Genomic DNA, 26,004 nt, shown 5'->3' with positions numbered 1-26,004 from the left:
CAAACTCCTGCGAGGGCATGAGGTTCGGATCATGCCTTGCTTTTCTTCGCCGGCGTAGCGGAATCGGGCGCATCCTCGCGATGCTCGCCGACGCCGAGATAGATCAGGATCGGCGCCGCAATGAAGATCGAGGTGTAGGTGCCGACCAGCACCACGCCGAACATCATCACCGCGGTGAAGCTGTGGATCGCGTGGCCGCCGAACAGCAGCAGAGCGAGCAGCGCCAGCGTCACTGTGAAGTGAGTGATGATCGAGCGCGACAGCGTCGAGTTGATGGACTCGTTGAGCAGCTGCGGCATCGGCATCTTCTTGTAGCGCCGCAGCATTTCGCGGATACGGTCATAGATGACGACGGTGTCGTTGAGCGAATAGCCGAGGATCGTCAGGAGCGCGGCTATGCTGGTCAGGTCGAAATCGACCTGGCTGATCGACATGAAGCCGATCGTCAGCACGATGTCGTGCACGTTGGCGATCATCGCGCCGAGCGCGAACTGCCATTCGAAACGGAACCAGAGATAGATCAGGATGCCAACGATGGCGAGCATCAGGCCGAGCATGCCGTAGGCCAGGAGCTCACCAGCGACACGCGGACCGAGCACCTCGGTGCGCTGAATGTCGACGCTGTCGCCGAGCGCGCCTCGAAGCTTCTGCAGGGCCGCCTGCTGTGCGGCGTCGCCACCCGGCTGTTCCGCAACGCGGATCAGCACGTTGTCGGGGCCGCCGAACTGCTGCAACTGAATTTCGCCGAGACCCAGGGCATCGAGCTTGGTGCGCATCGCCGCGATGTCGGCGGTGCCTGACCTCGCCTTCACCTCCAACAGCGTGCCGCCCTTGAAGTCGATACCGAGGTTCAGGCCATGGGTGAAGAACAGCGTGATCGCGACGATCGACAGCGCCGCCGAGATCGGGAAGCTGATGCGGCGGAAGCGCGTGAAGTCGAAATGCGTATCATCGGGGACGATGCGCAGCGACGGTAGCACGCCAAGCGCGGCGACCACGGTGAGGACGGCAATCAAGATGCCAAGCCCGATGAGAATGTAGTGATTCACGGTCTTGGCTCCTAGATCGGCACGCTCTGCGGCCGCCGCCACCGCACCCACCATGCCACGATCAGCCGGGTCAGCGTGAACGCGGTGAACACCGTGGTGATGATGCCGATGCCGAGCGTCACGGCGAAGCCGCGCACCGGGCCGGTGCCGATGTAGAACAGCACCGCGGCGGCAATGAAGGTGGTGATGTTGGAATCGAGGATGGTCGCGAGCGCGCGCTTGAAGCCGGCATCGATCGCCGAGATCGCGTTGCGTCCGCCGCGCAGCTCCTCGCGGATGCGCTCATAGATCAGCACGTTGGAGTCGACCGCGATGCCGACGGTGAGCACGATGCCGGCGATGCCGGGCAGCGTCAGCGTGGCGTTGAGCAGCGACAACAGGCCGAAGATCATGGCGACGTTGATGGCCACCGCGATGTTCGCGAACACCCCGAACAGCCGATAGGTTACGAGCATGAACACGATGACGAGGATCGAACCGACATAGGCGGCGAGCTCGCCCTTCTCGATCGAGTCCTGGCCGAGGCCCGGACCGACGGTGCGTTCCTCGACCACCGTGAGCGGCGCCGGCAGCGCGCCGGCGCGCAGGAGAATTGCGAGATCGTTGGCCGATTGCACGGTGAAGTTACCGGAGATCTGGCCTTGGCCGCCGGTGATCGGCTCGCGGATCACGGGCGCCGAGATCACCTTGTTGTCGAGCACGATGGCGAAGGGCAGTCCGACGTTCTCAGTCGTGGCCTGCGAGAACTTGCGGGCGCCCGAGGTGTTGAACTTGAAGCTGACGACCGGTTCGCCCGTGCGCTGGTCGAAGCTCGCCTGGGCGTCGGTCAGGTCACCGCCAGCGACCAGCACCTGCTTCTTGACCACGTAGGGCGTCGGCGGCGGCGATGCGCTCATCAGCAGCTCGGATTCCGGCGGCAACCTGCCCGCTTGCGCCTGATCAGGCGGCACGGAGGTGTCGACCATGCGGAATTCCATCTTCGCGGTCTTGCCCAGCAGCTCCTTCAGGCGCGTCGGGTCCTGGAGGCCGGGGACCTGCACCAGGATGCGGTCGTTGCCCTGGCGCTGGATCACGGGCTCGACGGTGCCGAGCTCGTTGACGCGGCGTTCGACGATCTGGATCGACTGCTCGATGGTCTTGCGCATGCGGTCGAGCATCGCGGCCTGCGGGATGGACAGGCGGATCACGCCGCCGCCGGCATCAGCCACCTCCAGGTCGCGCTGACCGCTGGATCCCATCAGGCCGCCCAGCGGCTGGGACAGCTCCCGCAGCTTGGCGAGTGCGGCCTGCGCATCGGCTTCCTTGGTGATGCGAACCTCGACCGCGTCGTTGCGCACCGTGACGCCGCCGGTGAAGCCGATCTTGGCATCGCGCAACGTCCGGCGAACGTCGTCGCGGATTTGGTCGAGCCGCTCCTTCTTCACGTAGCTGGAATCGACCTCGAGCAGCAGATAGGAGCCGCCCTGGAGGTCGAGGCCGAGGACGAGCCGACGCTGCGCCCAGGCGGGCCAGGTCTTGACCTGTGCCTCGGGGAAGAAGTTGGGGACCGCGCAGAGGCACACGATCAGCGCCGTCAGGATAATCCCCAGCGCCTTCCACCGCGTGAAATACAACATCGACTGGACCTGTCAGATCAGGAAACTTGAGACTCGCGGTGAAGCGCTCACTTCGCCGCGGTGTCGTCCTTGGCGCTTTCCTTCGAGCTTTCTTTGGCTGGCTCGCCCTTGGCACGCACGCCCGAGATCATCTGGCGCATCTGCCGCACGCGGACGCCGTCCGAAATCTCGAACTCGATCTGATCGTCATCGACGACCTTGGTGACCTTGCCGACGAGGCCGCCCGAGGTCACGACGGTGTCGCCGCGTCGAATGTTCTTCACGAGTTCGGCGTGATCGCGGACCTTCTTCTGCTGCGGACGCAGAATCAGGAAGTACATGATCACGAAGATCAGGGCGAACGGCAGCAGCGACATCAACATGCTGTTGGTGTCGCCGGCGCCCGCGGCCTGGGCATACGCAGGGGTAATCAGCATTCGGACGATCCTCGTGAGAACGGGGGAAGGCCGGTCAGGCCCTCAAAGGCGACCGGTTCGGTCAAATTCGCGCGGACTATAGCGGCCATTGCCCCAATTGCAACGCTGCCAGACCGCCCTTTTGGGCCACCTTGCGGCGCGCCATGAGGCCCGATAAGGCTGCGTTCTCAGGAACTTCGGACATGCCCAAAAAACCAAGCAAAAGCCCGGCCGGCAAAGGCCCCCGCACCCCTGCCAGGAAGCCCGCCCGCGTCGCGGCAAAACGCCCCACGGCAGCCCCCAAGGCTATCACCAAGACAGCCCCAGACGTCTCTCAGGAACGCATCGTCCGCGCGCTGGAGACCATTGCGGCGCACCTCTCCGCCCAAGGCAGGCCGGCAGTCGAGGCCGAGTCGTTCAAGCGGGCGGATGCCTACGTCTGGCACCCGGACGGGCGCCTTGCGGCCGTACCGCGGGTCAGCCGTGTGGAGCTGTTCCTCCTGAAGGGCGTCGACCGGATGCGTGACATCCTGATGGAGAATACCGAGCGTTTCGCCAACGGCCTGCCGGCCAATAACGCCCTGCTCTGGGGCGCCCGCGGCATGGGCAAGTCGTCGCTGGTGAAGGCAGCGCATGCCAGCATCAACGCGGAGCGCAAACCCGCCGACAAGCTCAAGCTGATCGAGATCCACCGCGAGGACATCGAAAGCCTGCCGGCGCTGATGGAGCAGCTGCGGGCCTCCTCCTTCCGCTTCATCGTGTTCTGCGACGACCTGTCCTTCGACGGCAACGATGCCTCCTACAAGTCACTCAAGGCCGTGCTCGAAGGCGGCATCGAAGGCCGGCCCGAGAACGTCATCCTCTACGCCACCTCCAATCGCCGCCATCTGCTGGCGCGCGAGATGATCGAGAACGAGCGGTCGACCGCGATCAATCCCGGCGAAGCGGTCGAGGAGAAGGTCTCACTGTCGGATCGTTTCGGCCTCTGGCTCGGCTTTCACCGCTGCAGCCAGGACGAATACCTCGCCATGGTGCGCGGTTATTGCAGCCATTTCGACATCAAGATCGACGACGAGGCGCTGGAACGCGAGGCGCTGGAATGGTCCACGACACGCGGCTCGCGCTCGGGCCGCGTCGCGTGGCAGTTCGTGCAGGAGCTTGCGGGTCGGCTGGGCGTGAAGCTGACGGCGCGGTAACGGGAGCTCTTGCCCCGCCCATAACGGTCATTCCCCGCGAAAGCGGGGAATTCAGTACGCCGCGGCCTATCGGCCAACACTAAATATCTCTGGAATACTGGGTCGCCCGGTCAGGCCGGGCGACGACACCGTTCGTGTGGAGCGGTGCGTAAGCTTCACGCCCCATTCAGGAATTGAAGCGGGTCAACCGGGTTCGATCCCTTGCGGATCTCGAAGTGGAGCTGCGGCGACGCCACCTCCCCGGATTGACCCGACTTGGCAATGACCTGGCCGCGCTTGATGGTATCGCCGCGCTTCACCAACAGCTCACTCGCATGGGCATAAGCGGTGACGTAGCCGTTGGAGTGCCGAACCAGGACCAGATTGCCGTAACCTTTCAGCTCGTTGCCGGAATAGGCGACGACGCCGTCTTCAGCCGCCTTGACCGGCGTCCCCTCGGGCACCGCGACATTGATGCCGTCATTGGACTTGCCATTCGTCTTGGCACCGTAGCTCGTGACCACCTTGCCACGGACCGGCCAACGGAAGGTCGGCAGCGCGCCGGTGGCCTCCGCAGCCTTCCCCGGCGTCTCGGCGGGCTTCTCATCGACATTGGCCGTGGCTTGAGCCAGGCGTGCGCTCTGCACGGGCGCGGCGGCCGTGGCCATCTTGGTGGCGGGCGCCGGAGCAGCCGCAACGGGCTGGAGCGTTCCGGCCACTGGAGCAGCCCCGACCGGAGCCGCGGCAGCCGGCGCCGCGACGGCCGCGGTCTTGGCGCCCGGTACGGTCAGCTTGGTGCCGAGCTTGAGTTTTGCAGACGGGTCGAGGCCGTTGGCACGGGCGAGTTCAGCCGCCGAGATGTGGTTCTTGCGGGCGATGCTGGCGAGCGTGTCGCCGGCATTGACGAAGTGGGTGCTCGACGGTGCCGCAACCGCAGCAACCGGCTTCGCCGCGGGCGCCGCCGCGATGGGCGCCGACGCGGGGGCTGCGGCCGTCGCCGGATGGGGGATGATCAGTTGCTGGCCGGGCGAGAGCGCCCGCGGGCCCTTGTAGCCATTGGCGGCAAGGATCGCCTGCGGCGTGACGTGATAGCGCTTGGCGAGCACGTCGAGCGTATCGCTGGTGCCGACGATGATCTTGGTCCCACCGGCCGGCTGGGCGGCCGCAACCGAGCGCGGCGGCACCGTGGCAGTGGTTTCGAGATGCGGCTGTGCCGGAGGCGCATAGGAGCTGACGCCGCGCCCGCCACCGGATACGCCGCCGCCTCCCGCAACCGGATAGGATTGCGGCGCGGACACCGCCGGCGGCGGCAAGGGCTGCGACTGGTAGTAACCGGGCTGTGTCTGCGGCCGCGCATATTGCGGCAGCTCACGCTGCGGCGGCGGCGCCTGCTGCACCGACCCCGTCTGTTCGGAAGCGAAGGGATTGGAGAAATTTGTCTGGGACAGTCGCGACGACATGTCGGCGCTGCACCCTGCAAAGCTGAAGGAGATCAGCGCCAGCACCGCGACCTGCGGCACGCGGCGCGAGTAAAGCAACTCGGCGACAGCGGACATGGTTACTCACTCGTACGCAACAGAACTGGTGTTTTAAGTAAACACGCGTCGAGTAAATAACGGCTTAACCCTCACAATAAGATGTTGGCGGCGCTGCCGATCCGGGATTCTACAGCTCCCGCGCCACGCCGGGCAGTGCCGGCACGAAGCGGACCTCGACGAGTTCCTTGCGCTCGATCCCGGCTTCGGTCCGGATCAGGCGGGTCAACGTCTGCACGCCCTGATGCGGGCCGACGGGGGCGATCAGGATGCCCCCGACCTCCAGCCGCCCGATCAGGTTCTCCGGAATCTGCTCCATTGCGGCGGTGACGATGATGCGATCGAACGGACCGATGTTGGGAGGCAGATTGAGACCGTCGCCAAGCATCACCTCGACATTGTGACAATCGAGCTTTTCGAGCCGGGCGCGTGCCGTGTCGGCGAGCTTGCGATAGCGCTCGACGGTCAGCACCTGGCCGGCGAGCCGCGACAGCACGGCAGCCTGGTAGCCGGAGCCAGTGCCGATTTCGAGCACCCGGTGCTGCTTCTGGAGCTGGAGCTGCTCGGTCATGTAGGCGACGACGAAAGGCTGGCTGATGGTCTGCCCGCACGCGATCGGCAGCGCGCTTTCGCGATACGCACCGTCGCGATCGGCCTCGTCGACGAAAAGCTCGCGCGGCACTTCCTCCATTGTCCGCAGCACGGCCTGATCGCTGATGCCCCGACGCCTCAGCGTCAGCTGAAACATCATCTTTTCCGGCGGGTGCTGATGCGAGGTCATTGCTGCTGCTTCGTTGATCTCGTCTGGCGGATTGCCGTACTGCACCGCAAGAATCCGAGGCGCGAATCTTGTTCCGGCTCAGGAACTCATGATAGCCTTTCGGCGCAGCATCTGACCACAACCGGGCTATCAACGCGCTAGGCTATTTGCAGGTTTGGGTTCGCCGAAACGCGCATTGCGTCGCTTATCGTTATCTGCGAACGTTCGCGAGAATGGGCAAGGACTCACCAATGACTGCGACAGGGCTTTCGGGCCGCTCTGTTTTCCTCGTCGAGGACGAGGTCATGATCAGAATGATGGTCGCGGACATGCTGGAGGAGCTCGGCTACAAGGTTGCCGCCGAGGCGGGCGACATCAGCGAGGCCATGCGACTTGCTCAATCCACCGAGTTCGACCTCGCCATTCTGGATGTCAATGTCAACGGCAAGGTCATCTCGCCAGTGGCCGATGTCATCATGGCGAAGGGTTGCCCGTTCATCTTCGCCACTGGCTACGGCTCCTCCGGCTTGCCCGAACAGTACCGCGACCGGCCGGCGCTCCAAAAGCCGTTTCAACTCGAGGCGCTCGGCAAGACCATCGAAGCCGCGCTTCGCGGCGGATAGTTCTATTTCAGCATCGCGCTCAGCTCTTCCGAAAACGCTTCGTCGGTGCGGTCGAGCCTGAGCGGAGTGACTGAGACGTAGCGCTCGCGCAGCGCTGCGAGATCGGTGCCGTCGGCGGGCGTGTCGAGCATCGCGGTGCGTTCGAATCCGATCCAGAAATAAGGGTTGCCGCGGCCGTCCTTGCGCTCGTCGATCCTGAGGAAGCCCAGATTGCGCTTGCCTTGCCGCGTGACGCGGATGCCCAGCACATCCTCCGGCGCGCAGGACGGGAAGTTGATGTTGATGACGGTGTCCTTCGGAACGCCGGCGGCGATTACCTTGCGCAGGATATCGGGCCCGAATTTGCGCGCGGTGTCCCACGGCGGCCGTTCGCGGGTTTCGACACTGAACTCCTGCGACAGTGCGAATGATGGGAGCCCTAAGATGGTGCCCTCCAACGCGCCAGCAATGGTGCCGGAATAGACGACGTCTTCGGCGACGTTGCGACCTTTGTTGACGCCGGACAGCACGACATCGGGCAGCTTGGCACCCAGGATGTGGCGGGCCCCCATGATGACGCAGTCCGTCGGTGTGCCGCGCACGGCAAAGTGCCGCGGGCCGACCTCGCGCAGGCGCAGTGGATCGTTCAGCGACAGCGAATGCGACACGCCGGACTGGTCGAGCTCGGGCGCCACCACCCAGACGTCGTCGGACAAGGCGCGCGCGATCTCCTCCACGACCTTGAGGCCGGGAGCGTGGATGCCGTCGTCATTGGTGCAGAGGATGCGCATGCGGGAGCTACGATTCCTGAAAGCGGTTCTGAGCCGTCTTATCCGGCTAGGGCCGATCAGGCAAACCGGACGATTGCGGTCCGCCGTCAGGTTCCCGATCTGGTCGTGTCAGCGACGGATACGCCATTGCGGCAGGAAGCGCGCCAGGCGGCCTTCCGCACGCAGCCGCATCGCCGGCACGACCGGACTCTCGACGGGAGTTTCGATCACGCCGAGCTCCTTGAGCTGAGCGACGAACGGGTCAGAGTCCGGTGCCTGCGGAAAGCGTTCGCGCGCCACCGTCAACGCCTTGTCGAAGTCAGCAGTATTGACGCCGGGCTTGGAGCGCCGGCTCTGCACGAGATCGTCGTCCCAGAGCCGCGCGATCTCGATGTCGAGGACGCCGCGGAGGCGCTGATCGATGGCCTGAATCCCCGCACCCGTCACGGCCCATTGTCGGCCGATCCAGAAGATATCGCGGTGCAAGGCCATGAGCGGTGAGTTCGCGTTGACGGGCGCCGGCAGGATAGCCGGCCGCCCGATCTACGCAACCCTACTCGCGCGCGATCACCTTCAGCCCGCCCATATAGGGCTGGAGCACGCTGGGGACCGCGATCGAGCCGTCCTCCTGCTGATAGGTCTCCATCACCGCGATCAACGCGCGGCCGACCGCTGTGCCGGAGCCGTTCAGCGTGTGCACGAAGCGCGGCTTGCCGTCGGGCCCGCGCGAGCGCGCATCCATGCGTCGCGCCTGGAAATCGCCGCAGACCGAGCAGCTCGAGATCTCGCGGAACATGCCGCCATCGCCCTGCCCGGGCATCCAGACCTCGATGTCATAGGTTTTCTGCGACGAAAATCCCATATCACCTGCGCAGAGCGTCATCACCCGATAATGCAGGTCGAGCTTCTGCAACACCTGCTCCGCACAGGACAGCATCCGCTCCAGCTCGTCCTTGCTTGTCTCGGGCGTCGTGATCGAGACCAGCTCGACCTTGGTGAACTGGTGCTGGCGGATCATACCTCGGGTGTCACGCCCTGCGGCACCCGCCTCCGCACGGAAGCACGGCGTCAGCGCAGTCAGCCGCATCGGCAGTTGCTTCTCGTCGAGGATGGATTCGCGCACGAGGTTAGTAAGCGACACCTCAGCGGTTGGGATTAGGCCGAGGCGTTCGGTCCTCAAACGCTCATGATCGGGCGAGGCGAGCAGCTCGCCCTTGATCGCCCAGAATTGATCGTCCTCGAATTTCGGCAATTGCCCGGTGCCGAACATCACCTCGTTGCGCACCAGCAGAGGTGGATTGATCTCGGTGTAGCCATGCTCGGTGGTGTGAAGATCGAGCATGAACTGGCCGATCGCGCGTTCGAGCCGCGCCAGCCCCTTCTTCAGCACCACGAAGCGCGCGCCGGACAGCTTTGCCGCCGCCTCGAAATCCATATAGCCGAGCGCGGTGCCGAGATCGTCATGCAGCTTGGGCGCGAAGCCGTAATTGCGCCTGTTGCCGAACACGTGGTGCTGCACGTTGCCGTGCTCGTCGACCCCATCGGGCACTTCGTCGAACGGAATGTTCGGGATCGCCGACAGCTCTTTCGTCAGCTCCTCGTCGGCGGCTTTCGCGGCCGCTTCGAGCTCGGGCATCGTGGTCTTGAGCTCTGCGACCTCAGCCATCAGCTTCGCCGCGCGCGCTTCGTCCTTCGCTTTCTTGGCGTCGCCGATTTCCTTGGAGGCAGCATTGCGCCGCGCCTGCGCCTGCTCCGAGGCCAGAATCGCCGCGCGCCGCCGCTCGTCGATCGCCAGCAGCGAGGCCGACATCGGGTTCAATCCGCGCCGTGCGATGCCGGCGTCGAAGGCTTGCGGATTGTCGCGGATCGATTTGATGTCGTGCATGGCCGTGGTCCTGGGCTTGTTGCAGGCCTGCAAATCATCGATTTGCAGGCCCGCAAATGGCTGGCTTCCCTAGCACTCTGTCATCGCCCGCGAAAGCGGGCGATCCAGTATTCCAGAGACCGGGGTGATTCTCCGAGGGGCTGCCGCGTGCTGGATACCCCGCTTTCGCGGGGAATGACGGCGGAGGGGTTGCGGGGCCCTACTCCGCCGGGTTGGCCGGCGTCGATACGTCGGTGCCGGTGGCTTGCGCCGAGGCTGCAGCCTTCTTCTCCACCATCGCCACCGCGATGATCGAGCCCTCGTACAGCGCCAGCAAGGGGATCGCCAGCGAGCACTGGCTGAGCACGTCGGGCGGCGTCAGCACGGCTGCGATCACGAAGGCGATCACGATGAAATAGCGGCGCTTCTCGCGCAGCATTTTCGAGGTGATGATGCCGATGCGGCCGAGCAGCGTCAGGATCACCGGGAGCTGGAAGGCGATCCCGAAGGCGAAGATCAGCGACATCATCAGCGACAGATATTCGCCGACCTTGGGCAAGAGCTGGATTTGCGCAGTCTCATCGCTGCCGGCCTGCTGCATGCCGAGCGAGAATCGGATCAGCATCGGCAGCACGACGAAATAGACCAGCATCGCGCCCAGCACGAAGAAGAACGGCGTCGCGACCAGATACGGCAGGAAGGCCTGCTTCTCGTGCTTGTAGAGCCCGGGCGCAACGAATTTGTAGATCTGCGTCGCGACGATCGGGAACGAGATGAAGCCGGCGCCGAACAGCGCCAGCTTCAGCTGCGTGATGAAATATTCCAGCAGCGCCGTGTAGATGAACTTGGAGTTCTCGGGCCCCGCGACCCACACGAACGGCCAGACCAGCACGTTGTAGATCTGCTTGGCGAAGAAGAAGCAGAAGATGAAGGCCACGCCAAAGCCGAGCAGCGCCTTGATCAGCCGCGAGCGCAGCTCGATCAGGTGGTCCATCAGCGGGGCTTTGCTGGCCTCGATATCGGCGTCGGTCATGACGCTTTGGCGTCCTTGATCGCCTCGGGTGGCGCGGTGTCCTGCGCGACCGGTGCCTGTTCGATCTCGCGGGTGACCGCGAGCGGCTCGTTCGCATCCGCATGTGCCTCGGCCTCCACAAAAGTCGCGGGCGTCGGCGCTTCCGGAGTAGTCGGGCTAACAGGGGGCTCGACAGCTGTGGTGGCAGGCGTCTCTGCCGGCTTGTCCAGCGCATCGACGCGCAGCGCGTCGCTGACGTCCTTCTGGAGCGAGGTCAACGGATTTAATCCCGTGGCAGCCTCCTTGACCTCGTCAAAGCTCTTCTTGAGGTCGGCCATCTCGGCCTCGCGCATCGCCTCCTGGAACTGACCCTGGAATTCGGCGGCCATCCTGCGCGCCTTGCCCATCCACTGCCCGACCATGCGCAGCACGCCCGGCAGCTCTTTCGGGCCGATGGCGATCAGGGCCACGACCCCGATGAGGACCAGTTCACTCCACCCGATGTCGAACATGAGGTCTTCCGTTCACGCGAAGCCGCAGCCGGCCCAATCCCTTGCGCGCAGGATCGGGGCCGCTACCCGGGTCTCGCGTGCTCTCTGGCTCAGACGGCCTTGCTGCCGACGTCGGATCGTGCCGCGGTCGGCGCAGCATTGTGCTCGATCGACTTGGCCGGCTCGGGCTTCTCGGCGGGCTTGTCGTCGTCCTGCATGCCCTTCTTGAACGCCTTGATGCCCTGCGCCACGTCGCCCATCAGATCCGAAATCTTGCCGCGGCCGAACAGCAGCAGGACCACTGCGATCACCAAGATCCAGTGCCAAATGCTGAGTGAACCCATCCTGCAACCCTCCAAACGCGCATGGCCGGGGACCCGGCCGATCTTCACCGAAACCTAGGCTTGGCAGGGCTCAAAAACAAGGACCAAGGCAGCGCCAATTCGCTGTCGGCGCTACGCAATTTTGCTAGTGTTAACCGGTCGCAGGGCCCCGTCGTCGAACGGGCATCACTCCTCGCTGCCGCTTTCGCTGCCACCCTCGCCGCCGCCATCATTGCCGCCTTCAGGCGTCTCGGGCTCGATCGCAGGCGCCAGCGCAAGATCGAGATCCTCGCCTGGTTCCAGCGGATCCTCGTCCTCGCGCAGAGCAGGGTCATCGGACGGCGTAGGCACGCTAAATCCGGTGGGCAGGCGCGAATCCAGAAGACCCGTGCCCTTCAGCTCTTCCAGGCCCGGCAGGTCGCCGAGCTGTTCCAGCGTGAACTGCGACAGGAACTCCTCGGTGGTTCCGAAGGTGAGCGGACGGCCCGGCGTCTTGCGACGGCCGCGCGGCTTGATCCAGCCGGTCTCCAGCAGCACGTCGAGCGTGCCCTTTGAGGTGACAACACCGCGGATCTCCTCGATCTCGGCCCGCGTCACCGGCTGGTGATAGGCGATGATCGCCAGCACCTCGATCGCGGCGCGCGACAGGCGGCGGGTCTCGGTGCTCTCCCGTGTCATCAGCCAGGCCAGATCGCCGGCGGTGCGGAACGTCCATTTGTTGGCGACGCGGACGAGGTTCACGCCACGTGAGGCATAATCGGCCCGCAATTGCTCGAGCGCGGCCTTGACGTCGACGCCCTCGGGCATGCGCTTGGCCAGCGTGGCGGTATCCAGCGGTTCACTCGAGGCGAACAGCAGCGCCTCCAGCAGCCGCAATTCTTCGGGACGTGCCTGGGATTCGTTCTCCATCGGCTCGGCCTCTTCTACCCGCACTTCAGCCAGGCTTGCCATGGCAGATTCTCCTTCTTGCACTTAAGCGACCGGCGCATCAGGCGCAGGAGCTGCGTCCGGGACCGGTTTTGGGCGCCCTTTCCGGAAATAGATCGGCGCAAATGCCTCTTTCTGGTTCAGCTCGAGCTGACCTTCGCGCACCAATTCGAGCGCGGCGGCAAAGCTCGAGGCAAACACCGTCGCGCGCTGCGTCGGATCGGCGACATGCCGGATCAGGAAGTCGTCGAGCACGCCCCAGTCATCCTGTTCGTTGAGGCTGCCGACCAGCCGCTCCAACGTGGCCCGCGCTTCGGCAAGCGACCACACCGTGCGCTTGGCCAGATGCACGCTCGCCAGCACCCGCGACTGGCGCTGCGCGGCATAGGCAGTGAGCAGGTCGTACAGCGTCGCCGTGTATTTCGGGTGCTTGATCTCGGCGATTTGCTCGGGCTCGCCGCGCGGGAAGATGTCGCGCTGCAATTGCGGCCTGTTCATGAGCCGGTTGGCGGCTTCGCGAATGGCTTCCAGCCGGCGCAGGCGATTGGCGAGCGCCGTCGCCATCTGCTCCGCGCTCGGACCTTCCGCACTCGGCGGCTCCGGCAGCAGCAGGCGCGACTTCAGGAAGGCAAGCCAGGCCGCCATGACCAGGTAGTCGGCGGCAAGCTCGAGCCGGATCTTTCGCGCGGCCTCGATGAAATGGAGATATTGGTCGGCCAGCGCCAGAATCGAGATCTTGGCGAGGTCGACCTTCTGCTGTCGCGCCAGCGCGAGCAAGAGATCGAGCGGACCCTCATAGCCCTCGACGTCCACCACCAACGCCGGCTCACCCTCGGCGAGCTCTGCGGGCCGCCCGGTTTCAAACGATAGGATTTCTGCGGTCATGCCGATGCCGTGTTTGCCCGTGCGATCAATGCGTCCAGTTCGGCGCGCGCGGCCACGCGGTCGAATGGCTGCGGCGGCTTGCGTGCGGCGAGCGCGGCATTCGCCCGCTCCAATGCTCTGCCGGACAGTTCCGGTGTCTGGCCGGCGACGTCGCGCATCTCCTCGATGTTGCCGTTGCAATGCAGGGCCACATCGCAGCCGGCCGCGAAGATAGCGCGGGTCCGTTCGGCGATATTCCCCGACAGCGCGTTCATCGACACGTCATCACTCATTAACAAACCCTGGAACCCGATTGCGCCGCGAATCACGTCAGCAATCATTGTCGCAGATGTCGTCGCCGGATGGACGGGGTCGACTACGCTAAACACAACATGTGCAGTCATGGCCATCGGCAGGTCCGATAGCGGCCTGAACGCCGCGAAATCGGTGCGTTCCAGTTCGTCCCGGGGCGTATCGACGGTCGGCAGCTTGAAATGGGTGTCGGCGGTTGCCCGGCCATGACCGGGAATGTGCTTGAGAACCGGCAGCACACCGCCCTGCTCCAGTCCCTCGGTGACCGCACGGGCAATCGCCGCGACCTTTCGCGGCTCGGTCCCGTAGGCCCGGTTGCCGATGACCGCGTCAGCGCCCGGCACCGGCACGTCAGCTAGCGGCAGGCAATCCACGGTGATGCCGAGTTCGGCAAGATCGGCCGCGATCAGGCGGGCACTGAGGCGTGCGGCAGAAAGGCCGAGCGCCGAATCAGTGTCGTACAAACTCGCGAATACAGCCCCCGGCGGATAGACCGGCCAGTGCGGCGGGCCGAGGCGCTGCACCCGTCCGCCCTCCTGATCAATCAGGACCGGAGCATCGGGCGCATTGGCCACCGCCCGCAATTCCGCAACCAATGCAGCAACTTGCGCTGGCGTCGCGATGTTGCGTTTGAAGAGAATGAAGCCCCATGGGCGTTCGGCACGGATAAACTCCCGCTCGGCGGCGGTCAGTTCCGTTCCGGATACGCCGGTAATGAAGGCCCGCGTGCTCATGACGGCCGATTAACCCTGCCCCGCGAAGGGGTCAAGGAAACGGCCGTTAATTCCTCTGGACGAAGCAGGCAGACAGGCCTGCGGACTTGAGGCTGTTGCAAGCCTGCGTCGCCTCCTCGGCCGAAGCGTAGGGACCCGCGAAGGCGCGGTAGACGATCCCCTTGCCCTTGTCGGTCAGATCGACCCGCTTGATCACCGGCGAACGGGAGCCGAGCACGCTGCCGTACTTGCTCTGGAGCACTCGATAGGACGCGGCGGCGCTGTCCTCACTTTGCTGCGAGGAGACCTGCACGATGTAGCCGCCGCCGCTGCTGCTGCTGGGCGCGATTTGCGTCGGGTTGGTGGCAGCCATCCGCTGCGGAGGCTCGGCCGTCGCTCCCGATTGCGGCGCGAGCGACAGGGGCTGGTTGACGCTGGCATTGGCCGAGGTCGGCGGATTGCGCGGCGCCGCCGGTGCAGCGGGCGCGGCAATAGGCTTCGGCGCCGTAGCCGTCGGCTTGGCGGCGGCCGATTGCGGCACGGTGCTGTCAGTCTGATCGCCCTTCACGGCCACAGTCCTGATCGGACGCGGCAAATTGTTCGGCAGCGTGCCATTGCTCGGAGTCGGCCCTGCGCTCGGCGGCGGCACGGTAGAGGGCGACACGCTCGCCACCGACGGCGGGTTCGCATTCTGGTTCAGCGGCGGGAACACCACGCGGGGCCCGCCTGCCCTGGCGTTGACGTCGACGGGCGCCTCCTCGCGCGGCACGATCTTTTCCGTGCCGTCACCGCTGACCATGCGATCCGGTACCTTGGCCGCGGAGTCCGTCGGAGCCGGCACGATCTTGGTCGGCGTGTTGTCAGCCTTGATGATCGGCGGCTCGCCGCTGCGAGGCGAGCCGATATAGGTCTTGTAGGCGAACGCCGCACTGGTGCCGACGACGGCAAGTGCGAGAATCGCCGCGACCGTCATCATGCCACCGCGCTGCTTCTTCGGCTCCTCGACTTCGGCCTCGGGATAGTCGCTTTGGTACGCGTAAGGGTCGTCTGGATAAGCCGGCTCGCGTTGATAATCCTGTTCGCCTGTCTCCAGGCGACCGTAGAGCGCATCGTCGTAGCGCGATGGATCAGGCTGCGCATACGGCTCCTGATAAGCCTGCTCCTGGTAAGCTTGGCTATGCTGCTGGTAGGCCTGATCCTGATAACCTTGATCCTGATAGGCCCGCGGCTGCTGAACATCAGGCTCGGGCGCGGCAGCCTTGGCTGAATAGCGATGCAACGGATGAACCGGGCTGACGGAGACGGAATAGTCAGGCTCCGGTGCCGGCTGCGGCTGCACGTTCGCGCGCCGCATCCATGAGGGCGGCCCGGGCGGCGGCGGCGCCTGCTCGGCGTAGTCCTGCTGACCATCTTCCTGGCGGTAATCGTCTTGATGATAGCTCTGGGCGGGCGCTGCCGGCGGGCGGGCAGTCGACTTCCCCTGCGCTGCGAACGGATCAGTCTGTCCGATCAGACGGGCAAGCTCGGCCAAGGGATCATTTTCCGCCTTCCCATAGTGATCGCCGCCGCGACCATAGTCATCGGAAGGAAACGGTCTGTCCTGATATCGTTCGGCCATCGTGATGATGCGTCCCTTCGGGAAAGCCGCGCGCCCCTCGACCAAGGCACGGCCTTCGACCCACAAGGCTTTCAACCAAGTCTAAGCGATCCGGCTTCTGCCGGTTACCCCCGAATTCCTCTTAAGTAGTTCGCCCCAAACTACCGCATCTCGTCCGGAGCATGGACGCCGAGGATGGCGAGGCCCGATGCCAGAACAGAGACGACGCCCTGAACCATCGCCAGCCGCGCCTTTGTAAGATCTGCATCATTATTGATAATGAAGCGTAAATAGGGCAAATCGCGCCCTTTCGTCCAAAGCGCATGAAATTCGCTGGCTAAATCATAGAGATAAAAGGCAATTCGGTGCGGCTCGTGGGCCGCGGCGGCCGCTTCCAGCATGCGCGGATAAATTGCGAGACGCTTGAGAAGATCGAGTTCCACGGGATCCGACAGCCGCTCGACCGCCGACTCAGCGAGCCAGGCAATGCGCTCGCCGGCATCTTCGGGCAGTTCCGGAAACACCTCGGCCCGCGCGTTGCGGAAGATCGAGTGGCCGCGGGCGTGGCCATACTGGACGTAGAACACCGGATTGTCGCGCGACTGCTCCATGACCTTGGCGAGGTCGAAGTCGAGCACCGCATCGTTCTTCCGGTAGAGCATCATGAAGCGGACGGCGTCCTGGCCGACCTCATCCACCACCTCACGCAAGGTGACGAAGTCCCCGCTCCGCTTGGACATTTTGACCGGCTCGCCATTGCGCAGCAACTTCACGAGCTGGACGATCTTGACGTCGAGCGATCCCTTGCCCGAGGTCGTCGCCTTCACCGCCGCCTGCATCCGCTTGATGTAGCCGCCATGGTCGGCGCCCCACACGTCGATCATCTCGGCGAAACCGCGGTCGAACTTGTTCTTGTGATAGGCGATGTCGGAGGCGAAGTAGGTGTAGGAATTGTCCGACTTGATCAGCGGCCGATCGACGTCGTCGCCATAGGCGGTTGCCTTGAACAGCAGCTGCTCGCGGTCTTCCCAATCCTCGACCGGCGCGCCCTTCGGTGGCGGCAGGCGGCCTTCGTAGATGTCGCCCTTGGCCTTCAGGAAGTCGATGGTCCCGGCAACCTTGTCGTTGCCGCCTTCAATCAGCGAGCGCTCGGAGAAAAACACGTCGTGGCGGATATTGAGCGCGGCGAGATCGTCCTTGATCTCATCCATCATCATCGCGATCGCCTTGGCGCGCACGGTCGGCAGCCACTCGGCCTCGGTCATCGCGAGGAGCCTGTCGCCGTGCTCTTTCGCCAGCGCCTGCCCCACAGGCTTGAGGTAGTCGCCCGGATAGAGGCCTTCGGGAACGGCACCGATGTCCTCGCCGAGCGCCTCGCGATACCTTAGGAACGCCGAACGTGCGAGCACGTCAACCTGGGCACCTGCATCGTTGATGTAATATTCTCGCGTGACGTCGTGACCGGCGAACTGGAGCAGGCTGGCCAGCGCGTCGCCGAACACCGCGCCGCGGCAATGGCCGACATGCATCGGCCCCGTCGGATTGGCCGAGACGTATTCGACATTGACCTTGGCGCCGCTGCGGATGCGGCCGTAGTCGCCGGCCTCGCGCAGCACCGTCCGCAACGCCTCAGCCCAGGCGGCGGGCTTCAGCGTCAAATTGATGAAGCCGGGACCGGCGACGTCGACCTTGGCGATCAGCGCGTCGGTGCGCAGCCGCCCGGCGATCTGCTCGGCGAGATCGCGCGGCTTTGCCTTGGCCTCTTTCGCAAGCACCATCGCAGCATTGGTCGCCATGTCGCCGTGGGAGGCATCGCGCGGCGGCTCGACCACCACGCGGGAGAAATCGATGCCCTCCGGCCAACTGGCGTCCGCCGCAAGCGCGCGGCAGGCGGCGTGCACGCGTGCGAGCACATCGGCGAACAGATGCAGGGATGAGGATGTCTGGGGCATGGGCGCCGCCTAACGCAAATCCGGGGTCGAGTCAAAAAGCCGCTGGTGCTCGGTCAGGGCGAAACGGTCGGTCATTCCGGCAATGAAATTGCCGATCCGGCGGGCCCGGTCGCCCTCATTGTCCGCCTCTGCCCCCAACAGCCATTCCGGCGGCAGCTCGGCAGGGGATTTCAGGTATTTTGCGAACAGGTCGAACAGGATCTGCTCCGCCTCTCCCATCACCCGCATCACCCGCTCGTGGCGGTACATGTGCTGGTACAGGAAGGTCTTGATGGCAGCCTCTTCCTCCGCGACCTCGGCGGGAAACGCGATCAGCGCCCGGCTCTGCTGGCGGACGTCCTGGGCCGATTGCGGCTTGACGGCGGCGAGGTTCTTCTGCGCCTCCGCAAACACCGCCCCGATCAGGTGCGAGATCAGCTCGCGCACCAGCTCGGCGCCGCGCCGGACGTCCTCCAGATCGGGATAATGCGCCGCAGTCTCGGCGATGATCTCCGCAGTCAGCGGCATCACCTTGAGATCGTCGACGTGGAACAGGCCGGCGCGCAGGCCATCATCGATGTCGTGAGCGTCATAGGCGATGTCGTCGGCGATCGCGGCGACCTGCGCTTCCAGCGAGGCAAAGCTCCACAATTCGAGGTCATAGGTCTTGACGTAGTCGGCAATCCCCACGGGAACGCCGTGCTCGCGGTAGCGCCCGATCGGGCCGCCGCTGCGGTCGGTCAGCGGGCCGTTATGCTTGACGATGCCCTCCAGCGATTCCCAGGTCAGGTTGAGTCCGTCGAACTCGGGATAGCGGTGCTCGAGCGAAGTCACCACGCGGAGCGCCTGGGCATTGTGGTCGAAGCCGCCGAACTCCTTCAGGCAGGCGTCCAACGCCCGCTCGCCAGCATGGCCGAACGGCGGGTGGCCGAGATCGTGGGCGAGCGCGAGCGTCTCGGTCAGGTCCTCGTCGAGGCCGAGTTGGCGGGCCAGCGCGCGGGCGAGTTGCGCCACCTCCAGCGAATGGGTCAGGCGGGTGCGGTAATGGTCGCCCTCGTGGAACACGAACACCTGGGTCTTGTACTTCAGGCGGCGGAACGCGGTCGAATGGATCACCCGGTCGCAATCCCGCCGGAACGGGCTGCGGGTCCGGCTCGGGGGCTCGGCGACCAGCCGGCCGCGGCTGCGATCGGGGTCGCAGGCATAGGGCGTGCGGGGGGCTGCCATTCCGACGGACACGGCGAATTTAGTCCCTATCCATTTGATTCTGCGTATGGTGGCACTTAACTATGTCAGGCGCGGGATACCAAATGAATTGGGTATGACTGCGGGACTATCGGAGACGAGTGATGACGACTGCCGTGACCATCAGCGACCGGGCCGCACGCCGGATTGGGGAGATCCTCAAGGGCGAAGGTTCTGGCGCGATGCTGCGCATCTCGGTCGAGGGCGGCGGCTGCTCCGGTTTCCAGTACAAGTTCGACATCGACCGCGCGCGGACCGACGACGATCTCGTGATCGAGCAGGACAATGCGGTGGTGCTGGTCGATTCCGCCTCGCAACCGTTCCTGGCGGGATCGCAGGTCGATTTCGTCGATGACCTGATCGGCGCCTCGTTCCGCGTCAACAATCCCAATGCCACAGCGTCCTGCGGCTGCGGGACGAGCTTCTCGGTCTGAGTGCTTACGCGCCCGTTATCTGCCTTTCCTCGTCCGTCCACTCCACGTCGCCCGGCATCGGCTCCGGCTGAAGCGGCGCGTCCTCGAACGCGAGATGGCCGTCCAGCGCGCGCAGGAGTGCCGCGATCAGCGCGGGCTTGCGCAGCGGCTTGGCAAGGAAGTCCGACATGCCCGCTTCGCGGCAGATCTTGATGTCCTCAGGGAAGGCGTTGGCGGTCAGGGCGATGATCGGCAAGAGCCGCCCGCCTTGTGCCCGGATCGCCCGGGTGGCGGCCAGTCCGTCCATATCGGGCATGCGCACGTCCATCAGCACGACATCGTAATTGTCCTGGGATGCCGCTGCGACGGCCTCGGCGCCGTCGGCGACGACGCTCAATTCGACGTCGAAGGAGCCCAGCATCTTGCTGACGACCATGCGGTTCACGGCATCGTCCTCCGCGACCAGCACCTTCAGCGGCCGGTCGAAGCCGGCGATCCGGGCTTTGAGATCGTCGGCTTCGTCGCGCCTGCCCGCCTGATCGGATGCCTGCGCATGGCTCCAGGGCAGCACCAGCGTGAAGCGGAAGGTCGAGCCCTCGCCCGGCGTCGAGGTGACGCCGATGGTGCCGCCCATCTGCTCGATGATGCGCCTGCTGATCGCAAGGCCGAGGCCGGTGCCGCCGAAGCGGCGGCTGATCGAGGCATCGGCCTGGGCGAAGTCGCTGAACAACAGGCCGAGCTTTTCCGGGGCGATGCCGATGCCGCTGTCGGTCACGGTCCATTCGACGGTCGCCAGCAGGTCGCGGCGCGCCCGGCAGATGACTGATATCGTCACCTCGCCCTCGTCGGTGAACTTCACTGCGTTGGACGCGAGGTTGAGCAACACCTGGCGGATGCGCGCGACGTCGCCGCGCAGCGTCGGCGGCAGGGTCGGATCGAGCTCGACCTTGACGGATAGCCCCTTGCCCTTGGCGCTCGCGCGCACCACGGTCGCAACCGTCTCGACCAGCGCCTGCGGGGCGAAGTCGATCACCTCGAACTGGAAGCGGCCGGCCTCGAGCTTGGACAGGTCGAGGATGTCGTTGAGGATGCGCTGGAGATTGTCGCCGGACTCGCGGATCGTGGTGACGGCCTCGCGCTGCTCCGGATCGAGTTTTGTCTCCAGCAGCATGCTGGCAAGTCCGAGCACGCCGTTCATGGGCGTGCGGATCTCGTGGCTCATCACCGCCAGGAAGTCGGACTTGGCGCGGCTCTCGGCCTCGGCCTTTTCCGCGCGCCAACGCTCGGTGACGTCGCGCCCGAAGCCGCGATAGCCGAGGAACTGGCCCTCGCGATCATAGGCCGGCTTTGCCGTGAGCGACCACAGCCGCGCCTCGCCGCCGGCCACGACCTTGAGGTTCATCTCGTGCAGCGGCTCGGCATGCTCCATCAGGCCGATGATGTTGTAGGCTGCGCTCTTGTCCCCCGGGCACAGCATCTCGAGCACGTCTGCGAAATGCGAGCCCCTGAGCAGCGGTAGCGGCAGCTGCGCGACATCCGCGAAGCGTTGGGGCACGTCGATCAGATGCCCGTCGGCATCGGTCTGCCACAGCCAGTCGCCGGCATTCTCCTGAAAATCCTTCAGCAGCAGCGAGATGATCTCGGTTTGGCGCTCGAGTTCGAGCTGGGCCTTGAGGTTGCCAAAGAACAGATTGCCTTGCGAGACGATGTTGCGCGCCATGAAAAACGCGAACAGCAGCAGGAACACCGCGGTCACGAGATACGGACCGGTGCCGCAGAGCAGCAGCGCGCCGGCGCAGGCGACGGTCATGGTGGCGAGATAGACGAGGCCCGCCCGCGGGAAGGTCGAGAGCGTGAAGGCGCCGCCCGACATCATGCCGACCATCAGGCAGGCCAGGATCAATTGACTGGTCGGCTCGGCGCGGCTGAACAGGGCCAGCGGCAGCGTGCTCCAGATCGCGGCGACGAAAAATGCCTGCCGCAGCATTTGCCGCGCCACGCGCGGCGAGGCTCCCTGGGGTGGGCTCTGATGCGACTTGTGCCACGCGCGCACCGCGAGCGAGGCGGTGGCCGCGAGCGTCATGCCCCAGATGGCGAGGAAGTCATTCCAGCCCCTGCCCCAGAGCAGGATCAGCACGATGGCGACGTTCAGCATCGTCACCGCCATCGTCACCGGGATCAGCCGCGTCACGGCGTCGATCTGCTTGGCGCGGATGCGCCGCATCTGCCGTTCGCTGAGATCGGCGGTCAGGCCGTCCTCGATCTCGAAGCCGCCGAGCCAATACAGGAACGCGCCGATCACGCCGTCACGCGGCTGAGTTCGTATCATCGACTTGTCCGGCCATCCCATCCGCGGAACCTATTGACGATCAATGGCCCACCGCCCGCTTAGACCGGGTTAATTTTGTGGGAGATTTTGCGGCGTCCTTGACGGGCGCGTTTGCAGTTTGTTCTAACCATGGCCCTTGGTCCGGAGCCTGCCGACATGCCCATCAGAGTAGCCACCTGGAACGTGAACTCGGTCCGGCAGCGGATCGATCTGCTCCTGACCTGGCTGAGAGAGAGCCAGCCCGACATCGTCTGCCTGCAGGAGATCAAATGCGTCGACGAGGCCTTTCCGCGGCTGGAGATCGAGGCGCTCGGCTACAATGTCGTCACGCATGGGCAGAAGACGTTCAACGGCGTTGCGCTGCTCTCTAAGCTCAGGTTCGACGAGACCAAGTCGGGCCTCGCCGGCGACGACGAGGACGCCCATGCGCGCTTCCTCGAGGGCGTGGTGACGCTAAAGTCTGGCGTGCTGCGCATCGCCTGTCTCTACCTGCCCAATGGCAACCCGGTCGAGACCGACAAATATCCCTACAAGCTCAAATGGATGTCGCGGCTTCTTGACTACTCGAAAGAGCGCCTCAAGGCTGAGGAGCCGCTGATCCTCGCAGGCGACTTCAACGTCATCCCGCATGCCCGCGACGTGCACAATCCGGCCGCCTGGACGGAGGACGCCCTGTTCAAGACGGAGACGCGGGAGAGCTTTCAGTCCCTGCTCGGCCTCGGCCTGACCGACGCCCTGCGGGCCGTGACCGACGAGCCCGGGCTCTACACCTTCTGGGACTATCAGGCGGGGGCCTGGCAGAAGAACCAGGGCCTTCGGATCGACCATCTCTTGCTGTCGCCGCAGGCCACAGACCGGCTCGCCAATGTCGGCATCGACAGTTATGTGCGCGGCTGGGAGAAGCCGTCGGACCACGTGCCGGTGTGGGCGGATCTGGATCTTGAGGCGGCGTGAAGCCGCCTCATCGTGGAGCTATTCCCGGCGGCCCTGCACCCACTGTTCCAGCATTTGCAGGCACATGGCGCGGTCGTCGTCGGAGGCCTTGGCGAAGGCGCGGTTGTAGCTTTCCTTGATCCAGGTCTCTTCGGCGCCTGCGCTGTCGCGCGCCAGGGTCAGCCACATCAGGCCGCGCGCGGCCTGCCGCGGCAGGCGGTCGCCGTTGAACAGCATCTGACCGAGCAGTGCCTGGGCCTGGTGCTGGCCCTTCTGCGCGGCGAGGCCAAGCCAGCGTGCACCGTAACGGAAGTCCTCGCGCGAGGCGTCCGGGGTCTTCAGGTACAGGCGGGCGAGGTCGTACTGCGCGTCCGCGTTGCCGAAATAGGATGCGGCATACGAGAACATCTCCCGCGCGCGGTCAGGATCGGCCTTGATCTTCGAATTCGGAATGCCGGCCAGATAGTAGCGGCCGAGCGCGACGAAGGCATTGGCCACGATCTGCGCCTGCGGCGCCGACGGGCTGTCCTCGGCATGCGCATTGGCGATCCGGCTGAAATATTCGAAGGCACGCAAATCGTCCTGGGCGACGCCGTCGCCGTTGGCGTACATGCGGCCGAGCTTCCACTGTGCGATGGGGTGGCCACCCTCGGCAGCATATTGCAGTGCGCTCAGCGAGGTTTCCTGGGCTGCGACCGCCGGCGGAACCTTGGCGCGCACCGCACCCGCAGCGCCCGGCAGGGTGGTCACGACCGGGATGGTCGCGTCCTTCGGATTGACCGGCGCGCCGTCGAAGGCGAACGCCGGCGCGGCCAGCGCAGCCGCCCCCAACATAAACGCAACTATGGCACGCCTAGATGTCCGCATAGCACTGTTTCTCGTGCGCGCCGCCCGGATGGGTCACTGCCCCTCCGACCGCTGGTCCAACCTGCTGAGCATATTTCCAGAGAGCACCCGACGTGTGGTTAGTCGCGCGAGCGCTCCATTTGGTCTTGCGCTGAGCGAGTTCGGCGTCGCTCAATTTTACGTTAAGGGTACCGGCGACCGCGTCGATCTCGATGATGTCGCCGTCCTCGAGCAGCCCGATCGGGCCGCCGACCGCCGCCTCCGGCCCGACATGGCCGATGCAGAAGCCGCGGGTGGCGCCGGAGAAGCGGCCGTCGGTGATGAGCGCGATCTTGCCGCCCATGCCCTGGCCGGTCAGCGCCGCAGTGGTCTGGAGCATTTCCCGCATGCCGGGACCGCCCTTCGGCCCCTCGTAGCGGATCACGATGACTTCGCCTTCGCGGTAGGTGCGGTTCTGGACCGCCTCGAACGCATCCTCCTCCCGGTCGAAGCACCTGGCCGGACCGGTGAACTGGAGGTTGGACATTCCCGCGACTTTCACGATCGCACCTTCTGGCGCCAAATTGCCCTTCAGACCGACCACACCGCCCGTCACGGTGATGGGTTTGTCTGCCGGGTGCACCACGTCCTGGTGCGGATTCCACTTCACGCTCTTGAGGTTTTCGGCGATCGTGCGGCCCGTGACGGTAAGGCAATCACCGTGCAGGAAGCCGTTGTCGAGCAGCGTCTTCATCAGAAGCGGTATGCCACCTACTTCAAACATGTCTTTGGCGACATAACGGCCGCCCGGCTTCAAATCCGCGACATATGGTGTCTTTTTGAAGATTTCGGCGACGTCGAACAGGTCGAACTTGATGCCGGCCTCGTGAGCGATCGCCGGTAGGTGCAGCGCAGCATTGGTCGAGCCGCCGGAAGCCGCGACCACGGCAGCCGCGTTTTCCAAAGCTTTGCGAGTGACGATGTCGCGCGGCCGGATATTTTGCGCGATCAGGTCCATCACCTTCTCGCCCGCGGTCATGCAGAACGCATCACGGATTTCGTAAGGCGCCGGGGCACCGGCCGAGTACGGCAGCGCGAGTCCGATCGCCTCGGAGACGGTCGCCATGGTGTTGGCGGTGAACTGCGCGCCGCAGGCGCCCGCCGACGGGCAGGCCACGCGCTCGATCTCGTCGAGGTCCTCGTCCGACATGGCGCCGACCGAGTGCTTGCCGACCGCCTCGAACATGTCCTGCACGGTGACCTGCTGCCCGCGGAAGTTGCCGGGCAGGATCGAGCCGCCATAGATGAAGATCGAGGGCACGTTGAGGCGGACCATCGCCATCATCATGCCCGGCAGCGACTTGTCGCAGCCGGCAAGGCCGACCAGCGCGTCATAGGCGTGGCCGCGCACGGTCAGTTCGACCGAATCGGCGATGCATTCGCGTGACGGCAGCGACGAGCGCATGCCGTCATGGCCCATGGCGATGCCGTCGGTGACGGTGATGGTGCAGAATTCGCGCGGGGTGCCGCCGGCCGATGCCACGCCCTTCTTCACCGCCTGGGCCTGGCGCATCAAAGCGATGTTGCAGGGAGCGGCTTCATTCCAGCACGAGGCGACGCCGACGAAGGGCTGGTGGATCTGCTCGGTCGTCAGACCCATGGCGTAGAAATAGGACCGATGCGGCGCGCGCGCAGGACCTTCCGTCACGTGACGGCTCGGCAGCCTCTGCTTGTCGGTCTTGGCGTTCATCGCAACCAGTCTTCCCCGGCCAACCCTTTCAGACCCGAAAAATCAGAGCCAAGATTTGAATCGACCTTGGGATTTTCTCGTCGCCTTCGAAGACCGCCGCCGCTACCCTTTAAAACATTAGAGTGATCTTATTCATGTTCGGGTGTGGCCAAAAAGCGGCGGCCATGCGAACCGCCGGCGGTGAGGGTTAAATCCGGGATGGGTGTTGCTCAAGAGGAACAATCGTTACCGGGAAGACACGGAGCTCGCTACCTAAATACCGCAATAGCAATGGCAATCCACAACTCAGGATCTTTCGGAAGGAATAGCACACCAGGCTTGGCCAAGGAGGCGCGCACCAACCGGCAATCGCCTCATAAACTTCAGCACTTTCGAATCGCAGACATGCCTTCGCGTCCTCGCGGCTCAATTCGCCCGAGCTTTGCGTCATCTCTCGCCGCTCTTGTCCAAGAGCAACTGTGGCGAAGTAGCCCGGCGATCGGCCGGCCTCAAGGCTGGCGCTGGCGCGCCCCCGCCTGCGGCGGCTGACGGCCTTGACCCCGTCCGCTCACCGGTCTGTTGGCTTTGCATGCG

The 26,004-nt window shown here is 64.9% G+C and carries 24 protein-coding genes; 4 read left to right on the top strand and 20 right to left on the bottom strand.

Annotated elements, in window-relative coordinates:
- Positions 1-29: 29 nt before the first annotated feature.
- Genes secF through yajC form a run of 3 tightly spaced genes read right to left on the bottom strand, consistent with a single transcriptional unit; the run spans position 30 to position 3,081 of the window.
- Positions 30-1,049 (bottom strand): protein translocase subunit SecF, encoded by a 1,020-nt coding sequence (gene secF, locus EAV90_RS33330; RefSeq protein ID WP_122406656.1) that lies wholly within the window; start codon positions 1,047-1,049, stop codon positions 30-32.
- A gap of 11 nt (positions 1,050-1,060) precedes the next feature.
- Positions 1,061-2,665, bottom strand: a complete 1,605-nt coding sequence (gene secD, locus EAV90_RS33325; RefSeq protein ID WP_122403134.1) for a protein translocase subunit SecD — start codon at positions 2,663-2,665, stop codon at positions 1,061-1,063.
- A gap of 47 nt (positions 2,666-2,712) precedes the next feature.
- Positions 2,713-3,081, bottom strand: a complete 369-nt coding sequence (yajC, locus tag EAV90_RS33320) for a preprotein translocase subunit YajC (RefSeq protein ID WP_027576227.1) — start codon at positions 3,079-3,081, stop codon at positions 2,713-2,715.
- A 182-nt stretch (positions 3,082-3,263) separates the two neighbouring features.
- Here yajC and EAV90_RS33315 point away from each other — a divergent pair, with 182 nt between their 5' ends.
- Positions 3,264-4,256 (top strand): ATP-binding protein, encoded by a 993-nt coding sequence (locus tag EAV90_RS33315; protein WP_122403133.1) that lies wholly within the window; start codon positions 3,264-3,266, stop codon positions 4,254-4,256.
- A 155-nt stretch (positions 4,257-4,411) separates the two neighbouring features.
- Here EAV90_RS33315 and EAV90_RS33310 read toward each other — a convergent pair whose 3' ends face one another.
- Both EAV90_RS33310 and EAV90_RS33305 read right to left on the bottom strand, forming a co-directional pair.
- Positions 4,412-5,791, bottom strand: a complete 1,380-nt coding sequence (locus EAV90_RS33310; protein ID WP_122403132.1) for a peptidoglycan DD-metalloendopeptidase family protein — start codon at positions 5,789-5,791, stop codon at positions 4,412-4,414.
- Between the two features lie 109 nt (positions 5,792-5,900).
- Positions 5,901-6,551: a protein-L-isoaspartate(D-aspartate) O-methyltransferase gene (locus tag EAV90_RS33305; RefSeq protein WP_129145817.1), complete on the bottom strand. Its 651-nt coding sequence runs from the start codon at positions 6,549-6,551 to the stop codon at positions 5,901-5,903.
- Between the two features lie 230 nt (positions 6,552-6,781).
- Between EAV90_RS33305 and EAV90_RS33300 the strand changes: the two genes are divergently transcribed.
- On the top strand, positions 6,782-7,153 hold the full coding sequence (locus EAV90_RS33300) for a response regulator (protein ID WP_122403131.1): 372 nt from the start codon (positions 6,782-6,784) through the stop codon (positions 7,151-7,153).
- A 2-nt stretch (positions 7,154-7,155) separates the two neighbouring features.
- On the opposite strand, the gene surE is transcribed toward EAV90_RS33300, so the two are convergent.
- The 12 genes from surE to EAV90_RS33235 form a co-directional block, all read right to left on the bottom strand.
- Complete coding sequence (surE, locus tag EAV90_RS33295; RefSeq protein WP_162500267.1) at positions 7,156-7,923, bottom strand: 5'/3'-nucleotidase SurE; 768 nt, start codon at positions 7,921-7,923, stop codon at positions 7,156-7,158.
- 108 nt (positions 7,924-8,031) lie between these two features.
- A complete protein-coding gene (locus EAV90_RS33290) occupies positions 8,032-8,394 on the bottom strand; it encodes a hypothetical protein (RefSeq protein ID WP_122403129.1) in 363 nt (120 codons plus the stop codon).
- A gap of 61 nt (positions 8,395-8,455) precedes the next feature.
- Entirely contained in the window at positions 8,456-9,787 is a 1,332-nt protein-coding gene (gene serS / locus EAV90_RS33285) for a serine--tRNA ligase (RefSeq protein ID WP_122406654.1), read from the bottom strand.
- Positions 9,788-9,986: 199 nt separating this feature from the next.
- Complete coding sequence (gene tatC, locus EAV90_RS33280; RefSeq protein ID WP_122403128.1) at positions 9,987-10,799, bottom strand: twin-arginine translocase subunit TatC; 813 nt, start codon at positions 10,797-10,799, stop codon at positions 9,987-9,989.
- Entirely contained in the window at positions 10,796-11,290 is a 495-nt protein-coding gene (gene tatB / locus EAV90_RS33275; protein WP_122403127.1) for a Sec-independent protein translocase protein TatB, read from the bottom strand. The genes tatC and tatB overlap by 4 nt, the downstream gene beginning before the upstream one ends.
- Positions 11,291-11,379: 89 nt before the next feature.
- Positions 11,380-11,613: a twin-arginine translocase TatA/TatE family subunit gene (locus tag EAV90_RS33270; protein WP_018642198.1), complete on the bottom strand. Its 234-nt coding sequence runs from the start codon at positions 11,611-11,613 to the stop codon at positions 11,380-11,382.
- 165 nt (positions 11,614-11,778) lie between these two features.
- Positions 11,779-12,543 carry an SMC-Scp complex subunit ScpB gene (scpB, locus tag EAV90_RS33265; RefSeq protein WP_162500266.1) on the bottom strand — a complete coding sequence of 255 codons (765 nt, stop codon included), beginning with the start codon at positions 12,541-12,543 and terminating at the stop codon, positions 11,779-11,781.
- A gap of 21 nt (positions 12,544-12,564) precedes the next feature.
- Positions 12,565-13,404 (bottom strand): segregation and condensation protein A, encoded by an 840-nt coding sequence (locus tag EAV90_RS33260; RefSeq protein ID WP_028179491.1) that lies wholly within the window; start codon positions 13,402-13,404, stop codon positions 12,565-12,567.
- Complete coding sequence (gene nagZ, locus EAV90_RS33255) at positions 13,401-14,429, bottom strand: beta-N-acetylhexosaminidase (RefSeq protein WP_129145816.1); 1,029 nt, start codon at positions 14,427-14,429, stop codon at positions 13,401-13,403. The genes EAV90_RS33260 and nagZ overlap by 4 nt, the downstream gene beginning before the upstream one ends.
- 46 nt (positions 14,430-14,475) lie before the next feature.
- Entirely contained in the window at positions 14,476-16,026 is a 1,551-nt protein-coding gene (locus EAV90_RS33250; protein WP_129145821.1) for an SPOR domain-containing protein, read from the bottom strand.
- Between the two features lie 140 nt (positions 16,027-16,166).
- Entirely contained in the window at positions 16,167-17,957 is a 1,791-nt protein-coding gene (argS, locus tag EAV90_RS33240) for an arginine--tRNA ligase (protein ID WP_160118823.1), read from the bottom strand.
- A 9-nt stretch (positions 17,958-17,966) separates the two neighbouring features.
- The gene (locus tag EAV90_RS33235) at positions 17,967-19,175 is read right to left on the bottom strand and encodes a deoxyguanosinetriphosphate triphosphohydrolase (protein ID WP_122403123.1); all 1,209 of its coding nucleotides are present in this window, start codon (positions 19,173-19,175) and stop codon (positions 17,967-17,969) included.
- A 110-nt stretch (positions 19,176-19,285) separates the two neighbouring features.
- Here EAV90_RS33235 and erpA point away from each other — a divergent pair, with 110 nt between their 5' ends.
- Positions 19,286-19,615, top strand: coding sequence for an iron-sulfur cluster insertion protein ErpA (gene erpA, locus EAV90_RS33230; protein WP_024342679.1), 330 nt, complete (start codon positions 19,286-19,288; stop codon positions 19,613-19,615).
- A 4-nt stretch (positions 19,616-19,619) separates the two neighbouring features.
- Here erpA and EAV90_RS33225 read toward each other — a convergent pair whose 3' ends face one another.
- On the bottom strand, positions 19,620-21,944 hold the full coding sequence (locus tag EAV90_RS33225; protein WP_129145814.1) for an ATP-binding protein: 2,325 nt from the start codon (positions 21,942-21,944) through the stop codon (positions 19,620-19,622).
- A gap of 135 nt (positions 21,945-22,079) precedes the next feature.
- On the opposite strand from EAV90_RS33225, the gene xth reads away from it, so the two are divergent.
- A complete protein-coding gene (gene xth, locus EAV90_RS33220) occupies positions 22,080-22,877 on the top strand; it encodes an exodeoxyribonuclease III (protein ID WP_129145813.1) in 798 nt (265 codons plus the stop codon).
- 18 nt (positions 22,878-22,895) lie between these two features.
- Here the strand turns inward: xth and EAV90_RS33215 are convergent, their stop codons facing one another.
- Entirely contained in the window at positions 22,896-23,723 is an 828-nt protein-coding gene (locus EAV90_RS33215; protein ID WP_122403121.1) for a tetratricopeptide repeat protein, read from the bottom strand.
- Positions 23,710-25,431 carry a dihydroxy-acid dehydratase gene (gene ilvD, locus EAV90_RS33210; RefSeq protein ID WP_122403120.1) on the bottom strand — a complete coding sequence of 574 codons (1,722 nt, stop codon included), beginning with the start codon at positions 25,429-25,431 and terminating at the stop codon, positions 23,710-23,712. Before ilvD ends, EAV90_RS33215 begins: the two co-directional genes overlap by 14 nt.
- Positions 25,432-26,004: the final 573 nt, after the last annotated feature.

The sequence above is a fragment of the Bradyrhizobium vignae genome (genome assembly GCF_004114425.1).
Classification (GTDB): Bacteria; Pseudomonadota; Alphaproteobacteria; order Rhizobiales; family Xanthobacteraceae; genus Bradyrhizobium; species Bradyrhizobium vignae.
The sequence above is the reverse complement of the archived record's forward strand: the minus strand, read 5'-3'. Positions and strand labels throughout refer to the sequence as shown.

Excerpts from the sequence above, each read along its gene's own strand:
- EAV90_RS33300 (WP_122403131.1), top strand. The coding sequence starts at position 6,782 with ATGACTGCGACAGGGCTTTCGGGCCGCTCTGTTTTCCTCGTCGAGGAC.
- argS (WP_160118823.1), bottom strand. The coding sequence starts at position 17,957 with ATGCCCCAGACATCCTCATCCCTGCATCTGTTCGCCGATGTGCTCGCA.
- tatB (WP_122403127.1), bottom strand. The coding sequence starts at position 11,290 with ATGTTCGACATCGGGTGGAGTGAACTGGTCCTCATCGGGGTCGTGGCC.
- EAV90_RS33215 (WP_122403121.1), bottom strand. The coding sequence starts at position 23,723 with ATGCGGACATCTAGGCGTGCCATAGTTGCGTTTATGTTGGGGGCGGCT.
- serS (WP_122406654.1), bottom strand. The coding sequence starts at position 9,787 with ATGCACGACATCAAATCGATCCGCGACAATCCGCAAGCCTTCGACGCC.
- nagZ (WP_129145816.1), bottom strand. The coding sequence starts at position 14,429 with ATGAGCACGCGGGCCTTCATTACCGGCGTATCCGGAACGGAACTGACC.
- secD (WP_122403134.1), bottom strand. The coding sequence starts at position 2,665 with ATGTTGTATTTCACGCGGTGGAAGGCGCTGGGGATTATCCTGACGGCG.
- EAV90_RS33250 (WP_129145821.1), bottom strand. The coding sequence starts at position 16,026 with ATGGCCGAACGATATCAGGACAGACCGTTTCCTTCCGATGACTATGGT.
- scpB (WP_162500266.1), bottom strand. The coding sequence starts at position 12,543 with ATGGCAAGCCTGGCTGAAGTGCGGGTAGAAGAGGCCGAGCCGATGGAG.
- EAV90_RS33260 (WP_028179491.1), bottom strand. The coding sequence starts at position 13,404 with ATGACCGCAGAAATCCTATCGTTTGAAACCGGGCGGCCCGCAGAGCTC.
- erpA (WP_024342679.1), top strand. The coding sequence starts at position 19,286 with ATGACGACTGCCGTGACCATCAGCGACCGGGCCGCACGCCGGATTGGG.
- EAV90_RS33225 (WP_129145814.1), bottom strand. The coding sequence starts at position 21,944 with ATGGGATGGCCGGACAAGTCGATGATACGAACTCAGCCGCGTGACGGC.
- EAV90_RS33315 (WP_122403133.1), top strand. The coding sequence starts at position 3,264 with ATGCCCAAAAAACCAAGCAAAAGCCCGGCCGGCAAAGGCCCCCGCACC.
- ilvD (WP_122403120.1), bottom strand. The coding sequence starts at position 25,431 with ATGAACGCCAAGACCGACAAGCAGAGGCTGCCGAGCCGTCACGTGACG.
- xth (WP_129145813.1), top strand. The coding sequence starts at position 22,080 with ATGCCCATCAGAGTAGCCACCTGGAACGTGAACTCGGTCCGGCAGCGG.
- EAV90_RS33310 (WP_122403132.1), bottom strand. The coding sequence starts at position 5,791 with ATGTCCGCTGTCGCCGAGTTGCTTTACTCGCGCCGCGTGCCGCAGGTC.
- EAV90_RS33305 (WP_129145817.1), bottom strand. The coding sequence starts at position 6,551 with ATGACCTCGCATCAGCACCCGCCGGAAAAGATGATGTTTCAGCTGACG.
- yajC (WP_027576227.1), bottom strand. The coding sequence starts at position 3,081 with ATGCTGATTACCCCTGCGTATGCCCAGGCCGCGGGCGCCGGCGACACC.
- surE (WP_162500267.1), bottom strand. The coding sequence starts at position 7,923 with ATGCGCATCCTCTGCACCAATGACGACGGCATCCACGCTCCCGGCCTC.
- EAV90_RS33290 (WP_122403129.1), bottom strand. The coding sequence starts at position 8,394 with ATGGCCTTGCACCGCGATATCTTCTGGATCGGCCGACAATGGGCCGTG.
- EAV90_RS33270 (WP_018642198.1), bottom strand. The coding sequence starts at position 11,613 with ATGGGTTCACTCAGCATTTGGCACTGGATCTTGGTGATCGCAGTGGTC.
- tatC (WP_122403128.1), bottom strand. The coding sequence starts at position 10,799 with ATGACCGACGCCGATATCGAGGCCAGCAAAGCCCCGCTGATGGACCAC.